The 12,940-nt window shown below is 72.4% G+C and carries 14 protein-coding genes; 10 read left to right on the top strand and 4 right to left on the bottom strand.

Going from position 1 to position 12,940, the window contains the following annotated elements:
* Positions 1-104: 104 nt before the first annotated feature.
* Positions 105-905: an exodeoxyribonuclease III gene (locus tag H299_RS0127100; RefSeq protein WP_027750973.1), complete on the bottom strand. Its 801-nt coding sequence runs from the start codon at positions 903-905 to the stop codon at positions 105-107.
* A gap of 215 nt (positions 906-1,120) precedes the next feature.
* Here H299_RS0127100 and H299_RS0127095 point away from each other — a divergent pair, with 215 nt between their 5' ends.
* The 3 genes from H299_RS0127095 (at position 1,121) to H299_RS0127085 (ending at position 4,068) form a co-directional block, all read left to right on the top strand.
* The gene (locus H299_RS0127095) at positions 1,121-1,591 is read left to right on the top strand and encodes a hypothetical protein (RefSeq protein WP_027750972.1); all 471 of its coding nucleotides are present in this window, start codon (positions 1,121-1,123) and stop codon (positions 1,589-1,591) included.
* A 370-nt stretch (positions 1,592-1,961) separates the two neighbouring features.
* Positions 1,962-3,437, top strand: coding sequence for an MFS transporter (locus H299_RS36540; RefSeq protein WP_199782506.1), 1,476 nt, complete (start codon positions 1,962-1,964; stop codon positions 3,435-3,437).
* A gap of 115 nt (positions 3,438-3,552) precedes the next feature.
* Entirely contained in the window at positions 3,553-4,068 is a 516-nt protein-coding gene (locus tag H299_RS0127085) for a GNAT family N-acetyltransferase (protein ID WP_027750971.1), read from the top strand.
* Here H299_RS0127085 and H299_RS0127080 read toward each other — a convergent pair.
* Positions 4,055-4,810 (bottom strand): hypothetical protein, encoded by a 756-nt coding sequence (locus H299_RS0127080; protein ID WP_027750970.1) that lies wholly within the window; start codon positions 4,808-4,810, stop codon positions 4,055-4,057. The two genes, H299_RS0127085 and H299_RS0127080, sit on opposite strands and share 14 nt — an antisense overlap.
* A gap of 359 nt (positions 4,811-5,169) precedes the next feature.
* On the opposite strand from H299_RS0127080, the gene H299_RS36535 reads away from it, so the two are divergent.
* Positions 5,170-6,525, top strand: coding sequence for an alpha/beta hydrolase family protein (locus H299_RS36535; RefSeq protein WP_486587437.1), 1,356 nt, complete (start codon positions 5,170-5,172; stop codon positions 6,523-6,525).
* A 591-nt stretch (positions 6,526-7,116) separates the two neighbouring features.
* Here H299_RS36535 and H299_RS39745 read toward each other — a convergent pair.
* On the bottom strand, positions 7,117-7,449 hold the full coding sequence (locus tag H299_RS39745) for a LysE family translocator (RefSeq protein ID WP_486587455.1): 333 nt from the start codon (positions 7,447-7,449) through the stop codon (positions 7,117-7,119).
* Positions 7,450-7,492: 43 nt separating this feature from the next.
* On the opposite strand from H299_RS39745, the gene H299_RS39740 reads away from it, so the two are divergent.
* On the top strand, positions 7,493-7,744 hold the full coding sequence (locus H299_RS39740; protein WP_158692395.1) for a type 2 periplasmic-binding domain-containing protein: 252 nt from the start codon (positions 7,493-7,495) through the stop codon (positions 7,742-7,744).
* A gap of 75 nt (positions 7,745-7,819) precedes the next feature.
* Here the strand turns inward: H299_RS39740 and H299_RS0127060 are convergent, their stop codons facing one another.
* On the bottom strand, positions 7,820-8,704 hold the full coding sequence (locus tag H299_RS0127060) for a LysR substrate-binding domain-containing protein (protein ID WP_027750969.1): 885 nt from the start codon (positions 8,702-8,704) through the stop codon (positions 7,820-7,822).
* 74 nt (positions 8,705-8,778) lie between these two features.
* Here H299_RS0127060 and H299_RS0127055 point away from each other — a divergent pair, with 74 nt between their 5' ends.
* From H299_RS0127055 to H299_RS0127035, 5 genes are read left to right on the top strand one after another with little or no spacing between them, the layout of a single operon-like run.
* Positions 8,779-9,444, top strand: a complete 666-nt coding sequence (locus tag H299_RS0127055; protein ID WP_037760635.1) for an RraA family protein — start codon at positions 8,779-8,781, stop codon at positions 9,442-9,444.
* A complete protein-coding gene (locus tag H299_RS0127050; protein ID WP_027750967.1) occupies positions 9,441-10,106 on the top strand; it encodes an RraA family protein in 666 nt (221 codons plus the stop codon). Before H299_RS0127055 ends, H299_RS0127050 begins: the two co-directional genes overlap by 4 nt.
* Positions 10,103-10,717: an RraA family protein gene (locus H299_RS0127045; RefSeq protein ID WP_027750966.1), complete on the top strand. Its 615-nt coding sequence runs from the start codon at positions 10,103-10,105 to the stop codon at positions 10,715-10,717. Before H299_RS0127050 ends, H299_RS0127045 begins: the two co-directional genes overlap by 4 nt.
* Positions 10,714-11,907: an aminotransferase class I/II-fold pyridoxal phosphate-dependent enzyme gene (locus H299_RS36525; protein WP_158692394.1), complete on the top strand. Its 1,194-nt coding sequence runs from the start codon at positions 10,714-10,716 to the stop codon at positions 11,905-11,907. The genes H299_RS0127045 and H299_RS36525 overlap by 4 nt, the downstream gene beginning before the upstream one ends.
* Positions 11,904-12,725 (top strand): alpha/beta fold hydrolase, encoded by an 822-nt coding sequence (locus tag H299_RS0127035; RefSeq protein WP_027750965.1) that lies wholly within the window; start codon positions 11,904-11,906, stop codon positions 12,723-12,725. The genes H299_RS36525 and H299_RS0127035 overlap by 4 nt, the downstream gene beginning before the upstream one ends.
* Positions 12,726-12,940: the final 215 nt, after the last annotated feature.

Genomic DNA, 12,940 nt, shown 5'->3' with positions numbered 1-12,940 from the left:
TCGACGTTCAGCGATGTTCAGCGGCGTTCCGGCGCCCTCGGTCATGGCCCGTAGCGGGGTACCTGATCCCGGCTGCGTTCTCCGTCAGGAGCACGCGTTCTCCGTCAGGAGTACACGACTGTCACCGGTGCGTGGTCCGACCACCGCTCCGCGTGCGTGGCCGCCCGTTCCACGTACGCCTTGACCGCACGGGAAGCCAGCCCCGGCGTGCCGCACTGCAGGTCGATGCGCCAGCCCGCGTCGTTGTCGAAGGCGCGGCCCCGGTAGGACCACCAGCTGTACGGGCCCGTCTCGTCCGGGTGCAGGGCGCGCATGACGTCCACGAAGCCGCCGTCGTCCGGGTCCAGGACCTGGGACAGCCAGGCGCGCTCGGAGGGCAGGAATCCGGCGGACTTGCGGTTGGTGCGCCAGTTCTTGAGGTCCGCCTCCTGGTGGGCGATGTTCCAGTCGCCGCACACCAGCACCTCGCGGCCCTCGTCGGCGGACCGCTTGCGCAGGTCGCGCAGGTAGGGGAGGAACGCGTCGAGGAAGCGTTCCTTCTCGGCCTGCCGTTCCGTGCCCACCTCGCCGGAGGGCAGGTAGAGGCTCGCCACGGTCAGGCCCGGCAGGTCCGCCTCCACGTAGCGCCCCGCGTCCGTGAACTCCGGGACGCCGAAGCCGACCCGTACGGCGTCCGGCTCGCGGCGCGTGAGCAGGGCGACCCCGGCGCGGCCCTTGGCGGCGGACGGCGCGTAGACGGTGTGCCAGCCCTCCGGCCCACGGATCTCCGGGGGCAGCTGGTCCGCCTCGGCACGTACCTCCTGGAGGCACACGACGTCGGCGGGCGTGGCGGCGAGCCACTGGGCGTAGCCCTTCTTGGCGGCGGCCCGCAGTCCGTTCACATTGACGGTCGTCACCGTTTCCAAGACATGCTCCCGAGGTCGTGCGGTAGTGCGGAGGGGGTTGGCGAGGCCAGGCTCCCACACCGGGGCACGCGCCCGCTGATGGGGTGAATCGGGCGGGTCGCCGGTGGGGCGCGGGGGCCGGGCGGCGGAAGTTTGTGATCTTAAGGCGTCCCGGTCAGCGGCTCACCGCTCGTCCGGGTGTAACCACCCCTCCCTTCCCCCGTACGAGGAGTCCCGTGCGTATCCGAACGATCCTCTCCCTCGCCGCGTCCGCCGCCGCCGTGCTGACACTGGCCACCCCCGCCCAGGCCGCCGACGACGGCGACTACCTCATCCACGACGTCCGCACCGGCGCGTGCCTGACCCCCGGCGAGGGCTACCTGGGCGGCAGCCTCGGAGCGTGCACCCCCGACACCGTGTGGACGGTGCGCACCCTGCCGAACGGCGCGGTGCAGATCGTCGACCGGCAGCAGCCGAACCGCTGCCTCGCCCAGTCGCCGCTGCGCATCTTCCCGCCCGCCGTCTACGTGGAGGAGTGCGGCAACGCGCTCGACCTGTGGCAGATCGAGGGCCCGGACAACGGCTCGGCCGTCACCATCAAGCCGTTCGACAACCAGTACGCGGGCACGCTGACCGCGCGGCACGGCGACCGCGCGACCCTCGGCGGCGAGGGCGCGCCGGAGTGGGTCCTCCAGCGCATCGTCTGAGCCACGCGTACGGACACCCGGCGCCACGGCACCAGGCACCCGTCATCCGGCGACGGCCGCAGCCGCTCCTCGACCCAGGGGGCTGCGGCCGTCGCCGTGTGCGCGTACCCGGTGCGCGCCCGGTGTCCGTACGCGAAACCGGTTGCGCCCCGGGGGAGGCGGGCGCATACGCTGGCCCCGATGCCTCTCTCAGACAGGGTGCGCCGCCCGTAACGGCGGCGCGACTCCCTGAACCCACGCTCCGCCGTACCAGCGTCAGCTGCCGTGCGGCGCCCCTTGCGCTGCGCGGCTCCACGTCTCGACGGCGGAGCACTGTGTGCGTACGAAATCCTCTTCTTCCTCCTTCTTCCCTCCCCTCCCTCCTGCCCTGGTGCTGGCGACGGTCCTGCTGTCGTCACTGATGTTCCCGTTGACGATCACGGGGGCGTCGGTGGCGCTGCCCGGCATCACCGACGAACTGGGCGCCGGGCTCGCCGCCTCCCAGTGGGTCGTCAACAGCTACAACGCCGCGTTCGCCGGGTTCCTGGTGATCACCGGCGCACTGGCCGACGTGTACGGCAGGCGGCGCGTGTTCGCGGGCGGTGTGGCGCTGTTCTTCGCGGGCGGCCTGGGCGGCGCGCTCGCCGGGGACGTCGTGGTGCTCAACGTGGCGCGCGGCCTCAGCGGTGCCGGAGCCGCCGCCGCGACGACCGCCGGGGCCGCGATCCTCGCGGCGACCTTCGACGGCCCGGCACGCGGGCGGGCGTTCGGGCTGCTGGGCACGGTGCTCGGCGGCGGTACCGCGTTCGGGCCGATGATCAGCGGCTTCCTGGTGGACGCGCTGAGCTGGCGCGCGGTGTTCGCGGTCCCGGCGGTGGTGGCCGGGCTGGTTCTGCTGCTGGCGCCCGGGCTGCCGGCGCTGCCCGGCACCGGCGGGCGGCGGCACGGGCGGCCGGAGCCGGCCGGGGGGCCCGGGCGCGGGATCGACTGGTGGGGCGGGGTGCTGTTCGCCGTGCCGCTGGTCCTGTTGGTCTTCGTGCTCAACGAGGGCCCGGTGCTCGGGTTCGCCCACCCCGGCGTCGTCGCGGCGCTCGCCGTGCTGGCCACGCTGGCCGTCGTCTTCGTACGGGTGGAACGCCGGGTGCCCGCGCCGATGTTCGACCTGGGGCTGGTGGGGAACGCGCGCTTCCTCGCGTACGCGGTGGCGGCGGGCGCCCTGATGGGGATTCTCGTGCCGCTGCTGGTCTATCTGCCCTCCTATCTGATCGACGTCGTCGGACTCGGCGCGGGCCGGGCCGGGGTGTGGCTGCTGATGCTGACCCTGCCCGTGGTGCTGCTGCCCGGCGTCGGCGCGGCGCTGGCGAAGCGGTACTCGCCGGTGCGGCTCGTCGCCGGATCGGTGGCGGTCAGCGGGGCGGGTGCGCTGCTGCTGGCGGCGGTGCTCGGACCGGAGGGCGGCCCCGGGCGGCTGCTCGTGCCCTTCGTGCTGATCGGTGCGGGCGCCGGGCTGACCATGGGCGTGCTCGACGGGCTGGCGATCAGCAGCGTGCGGCCGGACCAGGCGGGCACGGCCGCCGGACTGTTCAACACCGCACGGCTGGCCACCGAGGCCGTCGCGCTCGCGGCGGCGGGCGCGCTGCTCGCGGCGTACGGGGGCGGGGAGTTGCGCGGGGCGGCGTTCACCGGCGGGATGCGGGCGGTGGCGCTGGCGCTGGCCGGGTACGCGGCGGTCGCCACGGCGGCGGTCGTGGTGCTGGCGCGCCGGGCGGCGGCGCGGGAGCTCGTACGGGGCGATGGTGCCGGGCCGGGCACGGCGCCACAGGCCGAACTCGTGAACGCGCCGCCCGAGCACGGGGCCCCGTCCTGAATCCGTGATCCCCCGCCTGCCCGCCCCGAGGGCCTGCGCCCCGGGGTGGGCAGCCGCCTCGCTCAGCAGCCCGACCGGCGTCGATGGCACATTCGAGCACGTTTACGATGCACGAATGGAGATAGTTCCCGTCCGGTACGACCATCCCGACGCGGTGAAGCTGAACGACATCGTTCAGGAGGAGTACACCGAGCGCTACGGGGAGAGCGACGTGACGCCGCTCGCCCCGGAGATGTTCGACGTCCCGAACGGGCTGTACCTGCTCGCGTACGACCCCGACGGCCGCCCGCTGGCCACCGGCGGCTGGCGGGCGAAGGAGCGCGGGGACGACGGCTACGAGGACGGGGACGCCGAGATCAAGCGGATGTTCGTGATCCGCGAGGCGCGGGGGCGCGGGCTCGCCCGCCGGATACTGGCGGCCCTGGAGGAGAGTGCGCGCGAGGCCGGCCGCGACCGGATGGTGCTGGAGACAGGTACGGAGCAGCCGGAGGCGATCGCGCTCTACCTCTCCAGCGGCTACGTGCCGGTCACCAAGTTCGGCCACTACCGCTTCCACGAGTCGAGCCGCTGCTACGCGAAGCCGCTGTCCGGGCAGGACCCGGCCCGCGCCGCCGCGCTCAGAACGCCGTGATCGCCCAGACCCCGGCCGCCAGCACCGCCGCCGCGTAGCAGCCGACGGCCACCGCCACCGTCCGCTCCCGCCCGGTACGGCCCAGGGCGTCGAACGGAGCGAGCGAGAGCAGCCACGCCAGCGCCGGGAGGATGAGCACGGCGTGCAGCGTCACCGCGTGGAAGGGCTTGAGGAAGCCGGTGGAGCTGTACGCGTCCTGCTGGTGGCCCGTACGGCTCAGCACGACGCCGCGCGCGATCATCCCCGCGCCGGAGAGCAGGGCGAGCAGCAGGATGCCGAAGCCCGCACGCAGCGCCAGCGGCATGCCCGCGGGCCCGTCGGGCCGTTCCCGGAAGGCGGCGACCGCGAACGCGGAGAGCAGCACGACCAGCAGCCCGCCGCCGACGGCGAGCAGGATGGAGACGACCGTGTTGAACGGGGTCTCCATGTTGAGGTGCGAGGGCACCCCCCGCCACGCCTGGAGGCTGATGCCCGCGACTTCGAGGACGCAGTCGGCGGCGAAGAGCAGGAGCAGCAGCGTCCGGCGGCGGGGCGGCATGCGCAGGTAGGAGGTCACCCAGGTGACCGCGATGAGCGTGATCCCGAAGGAGAAGCCGAAGGTGATCGGTTTCCGCCAGGAGACCGGGCCGTTCCACGGGCCGCCGTCCACGAAGAAGACCACCACGTGCACCAGCCCGGAGAGCATCAGGAAGGCGCCCGTCGCGTAGCTGAGCCGTTCGACCTTGCGCGCCTCGCGGTGCATCTGCTCCGGCCCTCCTGGCTGGTTCGTGCGGCGCCTTGCCTGTCCGGCTCGCCGCACGCGGTGGCGTCGTCGGGCCGCCCGGTGATCGTTCTCCTGGCGGGGCCAGCATGGCGCGCGCGTCGCGCCGCGTCGTCATCCGCCCGAAGGTACCCGCCCTACGCCGTGCGGAGTAGCGCGGCGCGACAGGCGGGCGGCGGCGGGCAGTTCACGGTTTACGGGCGCGGGCGCGGGCGCGACGCCGCGCCGTACTTCCCCTGAGCCGCACGGCGCGAGCCCTGGTGCGCAACCGGCGAAGGTCGGGGGTGCGCCTGCCGAAGGCGCGGTGTACGGCATCGGGCGGCTGCCGCAGAGTTCACCTCATGCGAACACACAGGCGTACCCCGCACCGCAGGACCCGGCGCGCCGTCGTCGGCGCACTCGCCGCGGCCGGATTCACGGCCTCGGTACCGGCCTTCGGCCTGCCGGGCGGCGAGCAGGGCGAGCGGCCGAAGGCGCGAGCGCGGGACGAGGACGGGAGCGGCCCCGTACGGCTCACCCTGCCCGCGCCGACGGGCCGTTACGCCGTGGGCACCACGGAGCTGCACCTCGTCGACACGCGGCGGCGGGACCCCTGGGACACGGCGCGGCACCGGGAGGTGATGGTCAGCGTCTGGTACCCGGCGGCCGAGGCGGGGCACGGGGGCGGCACCCGCGCCCCGTACATGCGCCCCGGGGCCGCGCGGGTCTTCGGCCAGGGCGCCGCCGAGCTGCTCGGGCTGGAGCCGGACCGGATCGACTGGGCCGGAATCGGCACCCACGCCCGCGTCGGTGCCCCGGTGGCGGGCCGGGCGGGCCGTACGCCGGTGGTGCTGTTCAGCCCGGGGATGTACAACGAGCGCACCCTGGACACCTCGATGGCCGCCCAACTCGCCTCCGAGGGCTGCGCGGTGGTCACCGTCGACCATCCGGGCGAGGCGCACGCCGTGGAGTTCCCCGACGGGCGGGTCGTGACCACCTCGCCCGAACTCCAGCGGATGACGGACCAGTCGGCGCAGTGGCAGCTGGCCCTGGACATCCGGGTGGCCGACGTCCTCTTCGTGCTCGACCGGTTGCGGCTGCTGTCCGACGGCGGCAACCCGGACGCCGGGCGCCGCAGGCTGCCCGCCGGCCTGGCCGGGGCCCTGGACCTGCGGCGGGTGGGCATGTACGGGCACTCCATGGGCGGCACGACGGCGGCCATGGCGATGCACCAGGACCGCCGGATCGGCGCGGGCGCCTTCCTGGACGCACCGCTGGGCCTGCACTGGAGCGATCCGGACAAGCTGCTGCCGGTGGCCAAGGCCGGACTGGACCGGCCCTTCCTGCTGTTCGGCGCGAAGCTCTTCCACGACGACGGCTCGGTGGAGCCGCACACGCACCGCACGTCCCCGTCCTGGAAGTCGCTCTGGGCGCGCTCGCCGGGCTGGAAGCGCGATCTGTGGTGGCCGCAGGCCGCGCACAACTCGTACACCGACTACCAGTCGCTGCTGCCGCAGCTCGACCAGGCGGTCACGCTGCCGGACGGACTGCGCGCGAGCATGATCGGCACGGTGGACGCCGAGCGCTCGACGGGCAGCCAACGGGCCTACCTGGGCGCCTTCTTCGACCACGCGCTGCGCGGGCGCCACCGGCCCGTGCTGGACGGCCCCTCGCCCCGCCATCCGGACGTGCGGTTCATCGGTCCGGTGGTGGCGTGAGACGCGGCGGCTGCCCGGCAGTCGGGTGGCGCCGTTCGACCTCCTGCGGCGGCTGACCGCCGGGCGCATCTCCCGGGGGCGAGCCGGGGCCGCCGCGTACGGTGCCCCGGCTCGCGGCCATACCGCCTCAGGAGTGCTCGCGCGGCGCCGCGCCGGAAGTCGATGCTCAATCATCGTGTCGCATTCCGCATGGAACGCGTACGAGTGATCCCACGAAGTCTGCGGCGTTCAGGGCGTGTCGAATATCCAGCCTCCGATGCATGCAACTGATCAGCTTTTCCGCCACAGGCTGGGAGTCCTGGGATGTGGCCCAACATCCGCTCATCCGCGAGCAGATGCCTGTGCTCATCGGGCTGCGCGCTCCGCTCGAACCCTCTACGGCTTCCTCGGCAATTACATCGAGTGGTTCAACTGGCTTACAGAGGAAGGCATTACGACTCTGGGTGGCGTCTCCCAGGAGCTGTGTGAGCGCTGTCTGGAGGAACACTCATGGAGTGTTTCCCGCCCAGGGCGGCCCCGACGACGTCTGGAGCCGTACTCGACCGTGGCACACGTCCGCAGGACTGCTCCTGGTCGCTCCACGCCGGCGGCTCATACCCCTGCGGCGACGCCCACGCCGAGCAGGACCAGAACCGTGCCCGTACCGATACTCAGCCCCCGGCGCACGGCGGGCCGGGAGAAGAAGGTGGCGCCCCGACCGACAGCCCAGGTGAAGAGCAGGTACCAGCCGACGTTGATCGCGGTCCAGAGCACGCCGAGAGCAAGGCTGGTGAGCAGCACCGGGCCGTCGGGGGTGACCAACTGGGGCAACACGGAAACGGCGAACATGCCCGCCTTTGGGTTGCCGAGGGCGGTTCCGAGCCCGGCGAGACAGGCGGCGCGCCACCGCCCGCACCCTTCGGTTTCCACAGCGGGCGACTCCACGTCCGGAGCCTTGCAAGCGGTGCGGAGGGTGCCAATGCCGAGGATGACGAGCACGCCGTCGCCCAGGCCCTCGTCGGCACCGGCATCAGCGTCGCCCTGGTCTCCCTCCCGCCTGGCCCTGACCCGGCTCCCCGGCGTCGCCCACCGCGATATCGCCGGGCCCCGCCTGCACCGCGAACTCCACGCGGTCACCATGTCCGACACCTCGCTCACCCCCCTGACCGAGGTCTTCCTGACCTTCCTGCGGGACGCGGCACAGGAGATCACCGCCGACTGGGGCAGTCCCCGGGGCTGACCAGCCCATCTCCAACCACCCTGAAGTCGCATCGTGGGGCCACGGGCTGAACCCGGGCAGCGGGCTCCGCAGTGCCTACCCCGTGGTCAGTTGTGTCGCTATGGCGGTGAGGCGTTCGGCCAGTGCGCCGGGGCTGGATCTCGTCATGGCGGTGAGTTCGATGGTCACCGTCGCGCGACGGAGCGGTCTGAACCTGACGGCGGGGCGGGATGTGGACGCCGCGGCGGGTACGACGGTGACGCCGAGTCCGCACTCGACCATGGCGATCTGTGAGGTCACCGACCGCGCCCAGTGGGCCGGGACAGGGCTGAATCCTGCGGTCCGGCACATGGTCGCCATGGCGTCGTGGTAGTCGGGCGAGATATGGCGGTGCAGCCACACCCACGGGTCGCCCGCGAGGTCGGCCAGATCCAGCGGGCCGGTGGCGTCGGCGGCGAGGTGGCGGACCGGCAGGGCTGCGACGAACCGGTCGGCGAAGAGAGAGGTCGCCGTGGTGCCTCGCACCGGGGCGGTCTGACGCACGATCGCCCAGTCGAGCGAGCGGTCGAGAAGCCCCGCCGCGGCCTCGTGGGTGTCGATCTCCTGGGTGCGGATCTCGACGTCCGGCAGGGCCTGGTGGAACCGCTCCAGCACAAGCGGCAGGGGCCAGGAGAAGGCCGACGCGACGGCCCCCAGGCTCAGTCGTCCGCCGCGCCCGGTGGCGGCCTGCCGGGCGGCGGCTTCCGCTTCCTCGGCGTGCCGGATCAGGGCGCGGCAGTGGTCCAGGAACACGGCTCCGGCGGGGCTGAGGGCCACCGACCTCTGGGTGCGGTGCAGCAGTTCACAGCCGAGCTGCTGTTCAAGCTGCTTGATCGCCTGGGACAGCGGTGGCTGGGACATCTGCAGCCGCTGCGCCGCACGGCCGAAGTGGAGTTCTTCGGCGACCGCGACGAAGTACCGGGCCTGCCGGATCTCGACCATGATTCGCACAGCCTCTTACTGATAGAGGAAATCAGACCTTCCGAATATATCTGGTGGCTGTTGAAGTGGAAGCCATGAGCAACTCATCTCTCCTGGACCGCTTCGCGGCGCTCGACTCAGCCGCAGTCAGCGACGCGCTCGACCAGCTCGGGCTTCCCCCCGGAGTCGGCGACATCCGTCCGGTGTGGGGCCCCGCGGCCGTCGTAGGATTCGCCGTCACCGTGGGGCTCGAACCGTGCACCGAAGGCCCTGCCGGAGCCCACATCGCCACCACGGCCGTCGAGGGTTCGGACGACCAGAGCGTGATCGTCGTCGACAACCAGGGCCGTACCGACGTGTCGTGCTGGGGCGGCATCCTGAGCCTGGGCGCGGCCCAGCGTGGTGTTCGCGGTGTCGTCGCCAACGGCGTGTGCCGAGACGTGGCGGAGGCCCGCGAACTGGGTTTCCCGGTGTTCTCGCGGGGGTCGATCCCGGCCACGGCCCGGGGCAGGTTGCAGCAGCGTTCCATCGGCGAGCCGGTCAGCGTCGACGGACTCACCGTCGAGCAGGGTGACGTCGTCCTCGCCGACGAAACCGGTCTCGTCGTCGTCCCGCGGGACCGGGCAGAGGAAGTGGCGGAGATTGCCACCACGATCGTCGCCCGGGAGCGCGCCATCGCGGACGAGGTGCGCGCGGGCGCGCCCCTCTCCCAGGCCATGCACGACGCCCGCCTCGCCGGAGAGGAGGAGTCGGTACGGTGAGTGACCCCACCGCCACCTCGAACCTCGCCACCGACCCGTCCACCGCGTCGGTCTCCGACGCCCTCGACTCGCTCGGCCTCCCCGGTTCCCTCCACGGCATCGGCGCGCTGCGTCAGGGCCAGCGGGTGGTCGGGCCGGTCTTCACCGTCACCTACGAGCCGGTCGACGAGACCGGCGGCACGGTGGGCGACTTCCTCGACGATGTCCCCGCCGGCGCGGTGATCCTGATCGACAACGCCGGCCGCACCGACTGCACGGTGTGGGGCGGCATCATGAGCCAGACCGCCCACGAGCGCGGCATCGCGGGCACGGTCATCCACGGCACCTGCCGTGACGTCGCCGTCGCGACCGCCGCCGGCTACCCGATCTGGTCGGCCTCCCGGTTCATGCGCACCGGCAAGGACCGCGTCCGGGTGGCCGCGGTCCAGACACCCGTCACCATCGACGGCGTCCTCATCCACCCCGGCGACATCCTCGTGGCCGACGACGACGGCGCTGTGGCCGTCCCGGCCGAAGGCTGGGACGAGGTCGCGGACATCGCCCGCCGTATCGACCGCGTCGAAGACGCCATCGTCGAGGCCGTCCGCGCCGGCGCCACGCTCACCGAGGCGCGTAGGCGGCACGGCTACCACTCGCTCCAGACCCGGAAGGCCCCCTCGTGAGCACGAACGACCTCGCCCGCGGCCACTCCAGCGCGACCCTGTCCGAGGCGTCCGGACTCGCCGTGGCCCTGTCCCCGGAGATCCGGTCTCTGTGGGCCGGTGCCCGGCTGTGCGGCCCGGCGTTCACCGTGCAGGGCGCCGGCGGCGACAACCTCGCCCTGCATCACGCCGTACTGCAGGCCCCGCCCGGGTCGGTCCTGGTCGCCGACCTCGGCGGCGCCCGCTTCGGCCACTGGGGCGAGATCCTCACGGTGGCCGCCCAGCAGCGCGGGATCGTGGGCCTGCTCATCGACGGTGGCGTCCGTGACGCGGCGGAGACCGAAGCGCTCGGCTTCCCGGTCTTCTCGCGCGACAACGCGATCCTCGGTACCCGCAAGGACTTCCGCGGCGTTTTCGGGCGTCCCGTCAAGGTCGGTGGCGTCACGGTCCACACCGGCGACCTCGTCGTGGGGGACGTCGACGGAGTCGTGGCGCTTCCCGCCTCCGAAACCCAGCGGAGCCTCGATCGCGCCGACGCGCGCGTGGCCCACGAGAACGAGCTGATGAAGCAGTTGCGGGAAGGCCGCAGCACCCTCGACCTGTACAACAACTTCGAAGCTGCCGGGCGGTGACGACACCGATGACGGACAACCCGATCTTCGCCGTGGCCGCCAAGGCTGAAGCGCTGCGTGCCCAGGGCGCGGACGTCATCACGCTCGCCGCCGGGGAACCCCAGGCGGCCAGCAGTGCCGTCGTCGTGGAGGCCGCCGTGGCCGCGGTCCGCGACCCCGCCACCCACCACTACGGAACGGCCCAGGGCTACCCCGCTCTGCGCGCGCTCGTCGCCACCGTGGTCTCCGGCGACACCGGGCTCCCCTGGAGCGCGCGCGACATACAGATCGCCCTCGGCGCGAAGCACGCCCTTTTCCTCGCCACCGAGGCCCTGATCGACGCCGGCGACGAGGTCCTGGTCGCCGCACCCGGCTGGCCCGGGCACGCCGAGGTCGTCACCGCGGCCGGCGGCATAGCCGTCACGGTCGCCACCGACGAGGAGTTCCGGCTCTCGGCCGACGCACTCGACCGCTACCGCACCCCGCGCACCCGGGCTGTGATCCTCTCCAGCCCGGGCAACCCCACCGGCGCCGTCTACCCCGAGTCCCGGCTGCGGCAGATCGCCGACTGGGCGCAGCAGCACGGCATCTGGGTCATCAGTGACGACATCTACCGGGCGTTCGACTACACCGGGACCTACCAGTCGATCCTGCGGGTGGCTCCGCAATTGCGCGGCCTTACCGTCGTCGTGGGCGGGGTGTCCAAGGAACACGCCATGACCGGCTGGCGCGTCGGCTGGCTCGCGGCCCCGCCGGAGATCATCGCCTCGGCGCGGCTGCACGTGTCCCGCACCATCACTCACGTCCCGACGGTCAACCAGCGGGCCGCCCTCGCCGCCCTGGGCGACACCCGCACCCCCATCGAAGCCGCGAGCGACTACCGGCGCCGGCGCGCACTGCTGGTGAAGGCGCTGAACGGGATCGAGGGCATCGACTGCCCGCTGCCCGACGGCGGCATGTTCGCCTTCCCCGACGTCAGCGGGCTCCTCCGCAGCCGCGGAGGGTCCAGCAGCGCCGACCTCGCCACGTGGCTCCTCGATACCGCCCATCTCGCGGTCGTACCCGGCGAGGCGTTCAGCGCTCCCGGACGCATCCGGGTGTGCTTCGCCGTGGACGACGACAAACTGATCACCGCCATCGAGCGGCTGCGGACCGCCCTCGGGCCCGCCGAGCACGAGCCGGCGGTACGACAGATGGAGGAGGCCCGATGAGCCCCATCAGGAAGCTCGAACGTTTCACGCTCCCCCTCACCCTCGGCGGAACCCGCGTCGAGGTGTCCGGCCTCTGCCGCGGCGGCACCGGCACGCCCCTGGTGTTCCTCCACGGCTTCGGCTCGACCAAGGAGGACTACGCGGACATCGTCCAGCAGGACCGGCTCGCCGACCGCCCCGTCCTGGCCTACGACGCGCCCGGCTGCGGCGCCAGCGCCTGTGCGGACCTCGGCGCCCTCTCCATCCCCTTCTTCGTCTCCGTCGCCGAACAGGTCCTCAAGGCACGGCAGATCGACCGGTTCCACGTCGTGGGGCACTCGATGGGTGGTCTGACCGCACTCGTGCTCGCCGACGGCGACCCCGGCAGGGTCGCGAGCTTCACCAACATCGAAGGCAACGTCGCACCCGAGGACTGCTTCCTCAGCCGACAGATCGTCACCCACTCGCATGACGATCCCGACGCGTTCCTGGCCCGCTTCGCCGAACGCGTCGGCGGGTCACGCTTCTACGGTGGTGCCCTGTACGCGTCGAGCCTTCCCCACAAGGTCCGGGCCGGAGCGGTCCGGGCCATCTTCGAGTCCATGGTCGACCTCTCGGACCACGGCAAGCTACTCGACCGGTTTCTCGGACTCCCCGCACCGAAGATGTTCATGTACGGGGAGCAGAACGACACCCTGTCCTATCTCCCCACCCTGGCCGACGGCGGCGTCGAACTCGCCGAGATCGAGCACTGCGCCCACTTCCCGATGTACTCCAACCCGCCGCAGATGTGGGCCCGCATCGCCGACCTCGTCTCACGCGCCGATGCCGACTCATGACGGCAACGGGCCGCGGGAGAGGCGGCGTTCAGTCGCTACTGGGCCGGCCGTGCCGGGCCGGGACCATATCCCCACTGGTGTTCCGCAAACGTATAGTCACGTTCGGGATCGGCGCCGGACCGCCTCATCCACCCGCTCGCCCTTCGTGGCTTGATCCACTCGAAGAGTCGGGCAAGGAACAAGACGGCTCACGGAAACGCGACACAGCGGCGAGG

The organism is Streptomyces sp. CNH287, assembly GCF_000424825.1.
The sequence above is the reverse complement of the archived record's forward strand: the minus strand, read 5'-3'. Positions and strand labels throughout refer to the sequence as shown.

What these genes read in the sequence shown, in the direction of transcription:
- H299_RS0127085 (WP_027750971.1), top strand. Translation starts at nt 3,553, where the DNA reads ATGGAGATAGTTCCCGTCCGGTACGACCATCCCGACGCGGTGAAGCTG.
- H299_RS0127035 (WP_027750965.1), top strand. Translation starts at nt 11,904, where the DNA reads ATGAGCCCCATCAGGAAGCTCGAACGTTTCACGCTCCCCCTCACCCTC.
- H299_RS0127055 (WP_037760635.1), top strand. Translation starts at nt 8,779, where the DNA reads ATGAGCAACTCATCTCTCCTGGACCGCTTCGCGGCGCTCGACTCAGCC.
- H299_RS0127060 (WP_027750969.1), bottom strand. Translation starts at nt 8,704, where the DNA reads ATGGTCGAGATCCGGCAGGCCCGGTACTTCGTCGCGGTCGCCGAAGAA.
- H299_RS39740 (WP_158692395.1), top strand. Translation starts at nt 7,493, where the DNA reads ATGACGAGCACGCCGTCGCCCAGGCCCTCGTCGGCACCGGCATCAGCG.
- H299_RS36535 (WP_486587437.1), top strand. Translation starts at nt 5,170, where the DNA reads ATGCGAACACACAGGCGTACCCCGCACCGCAGGACCCGGCGCGCCGTC.
- H299_RS0127080 (WP_027750970.1), bottom strand. Translation starts at nt 4,810, where the DNA reads ATGCACCGCGAGGCGCGCAAGGTCGAACGGCTCAGCTACGCGACGGGC.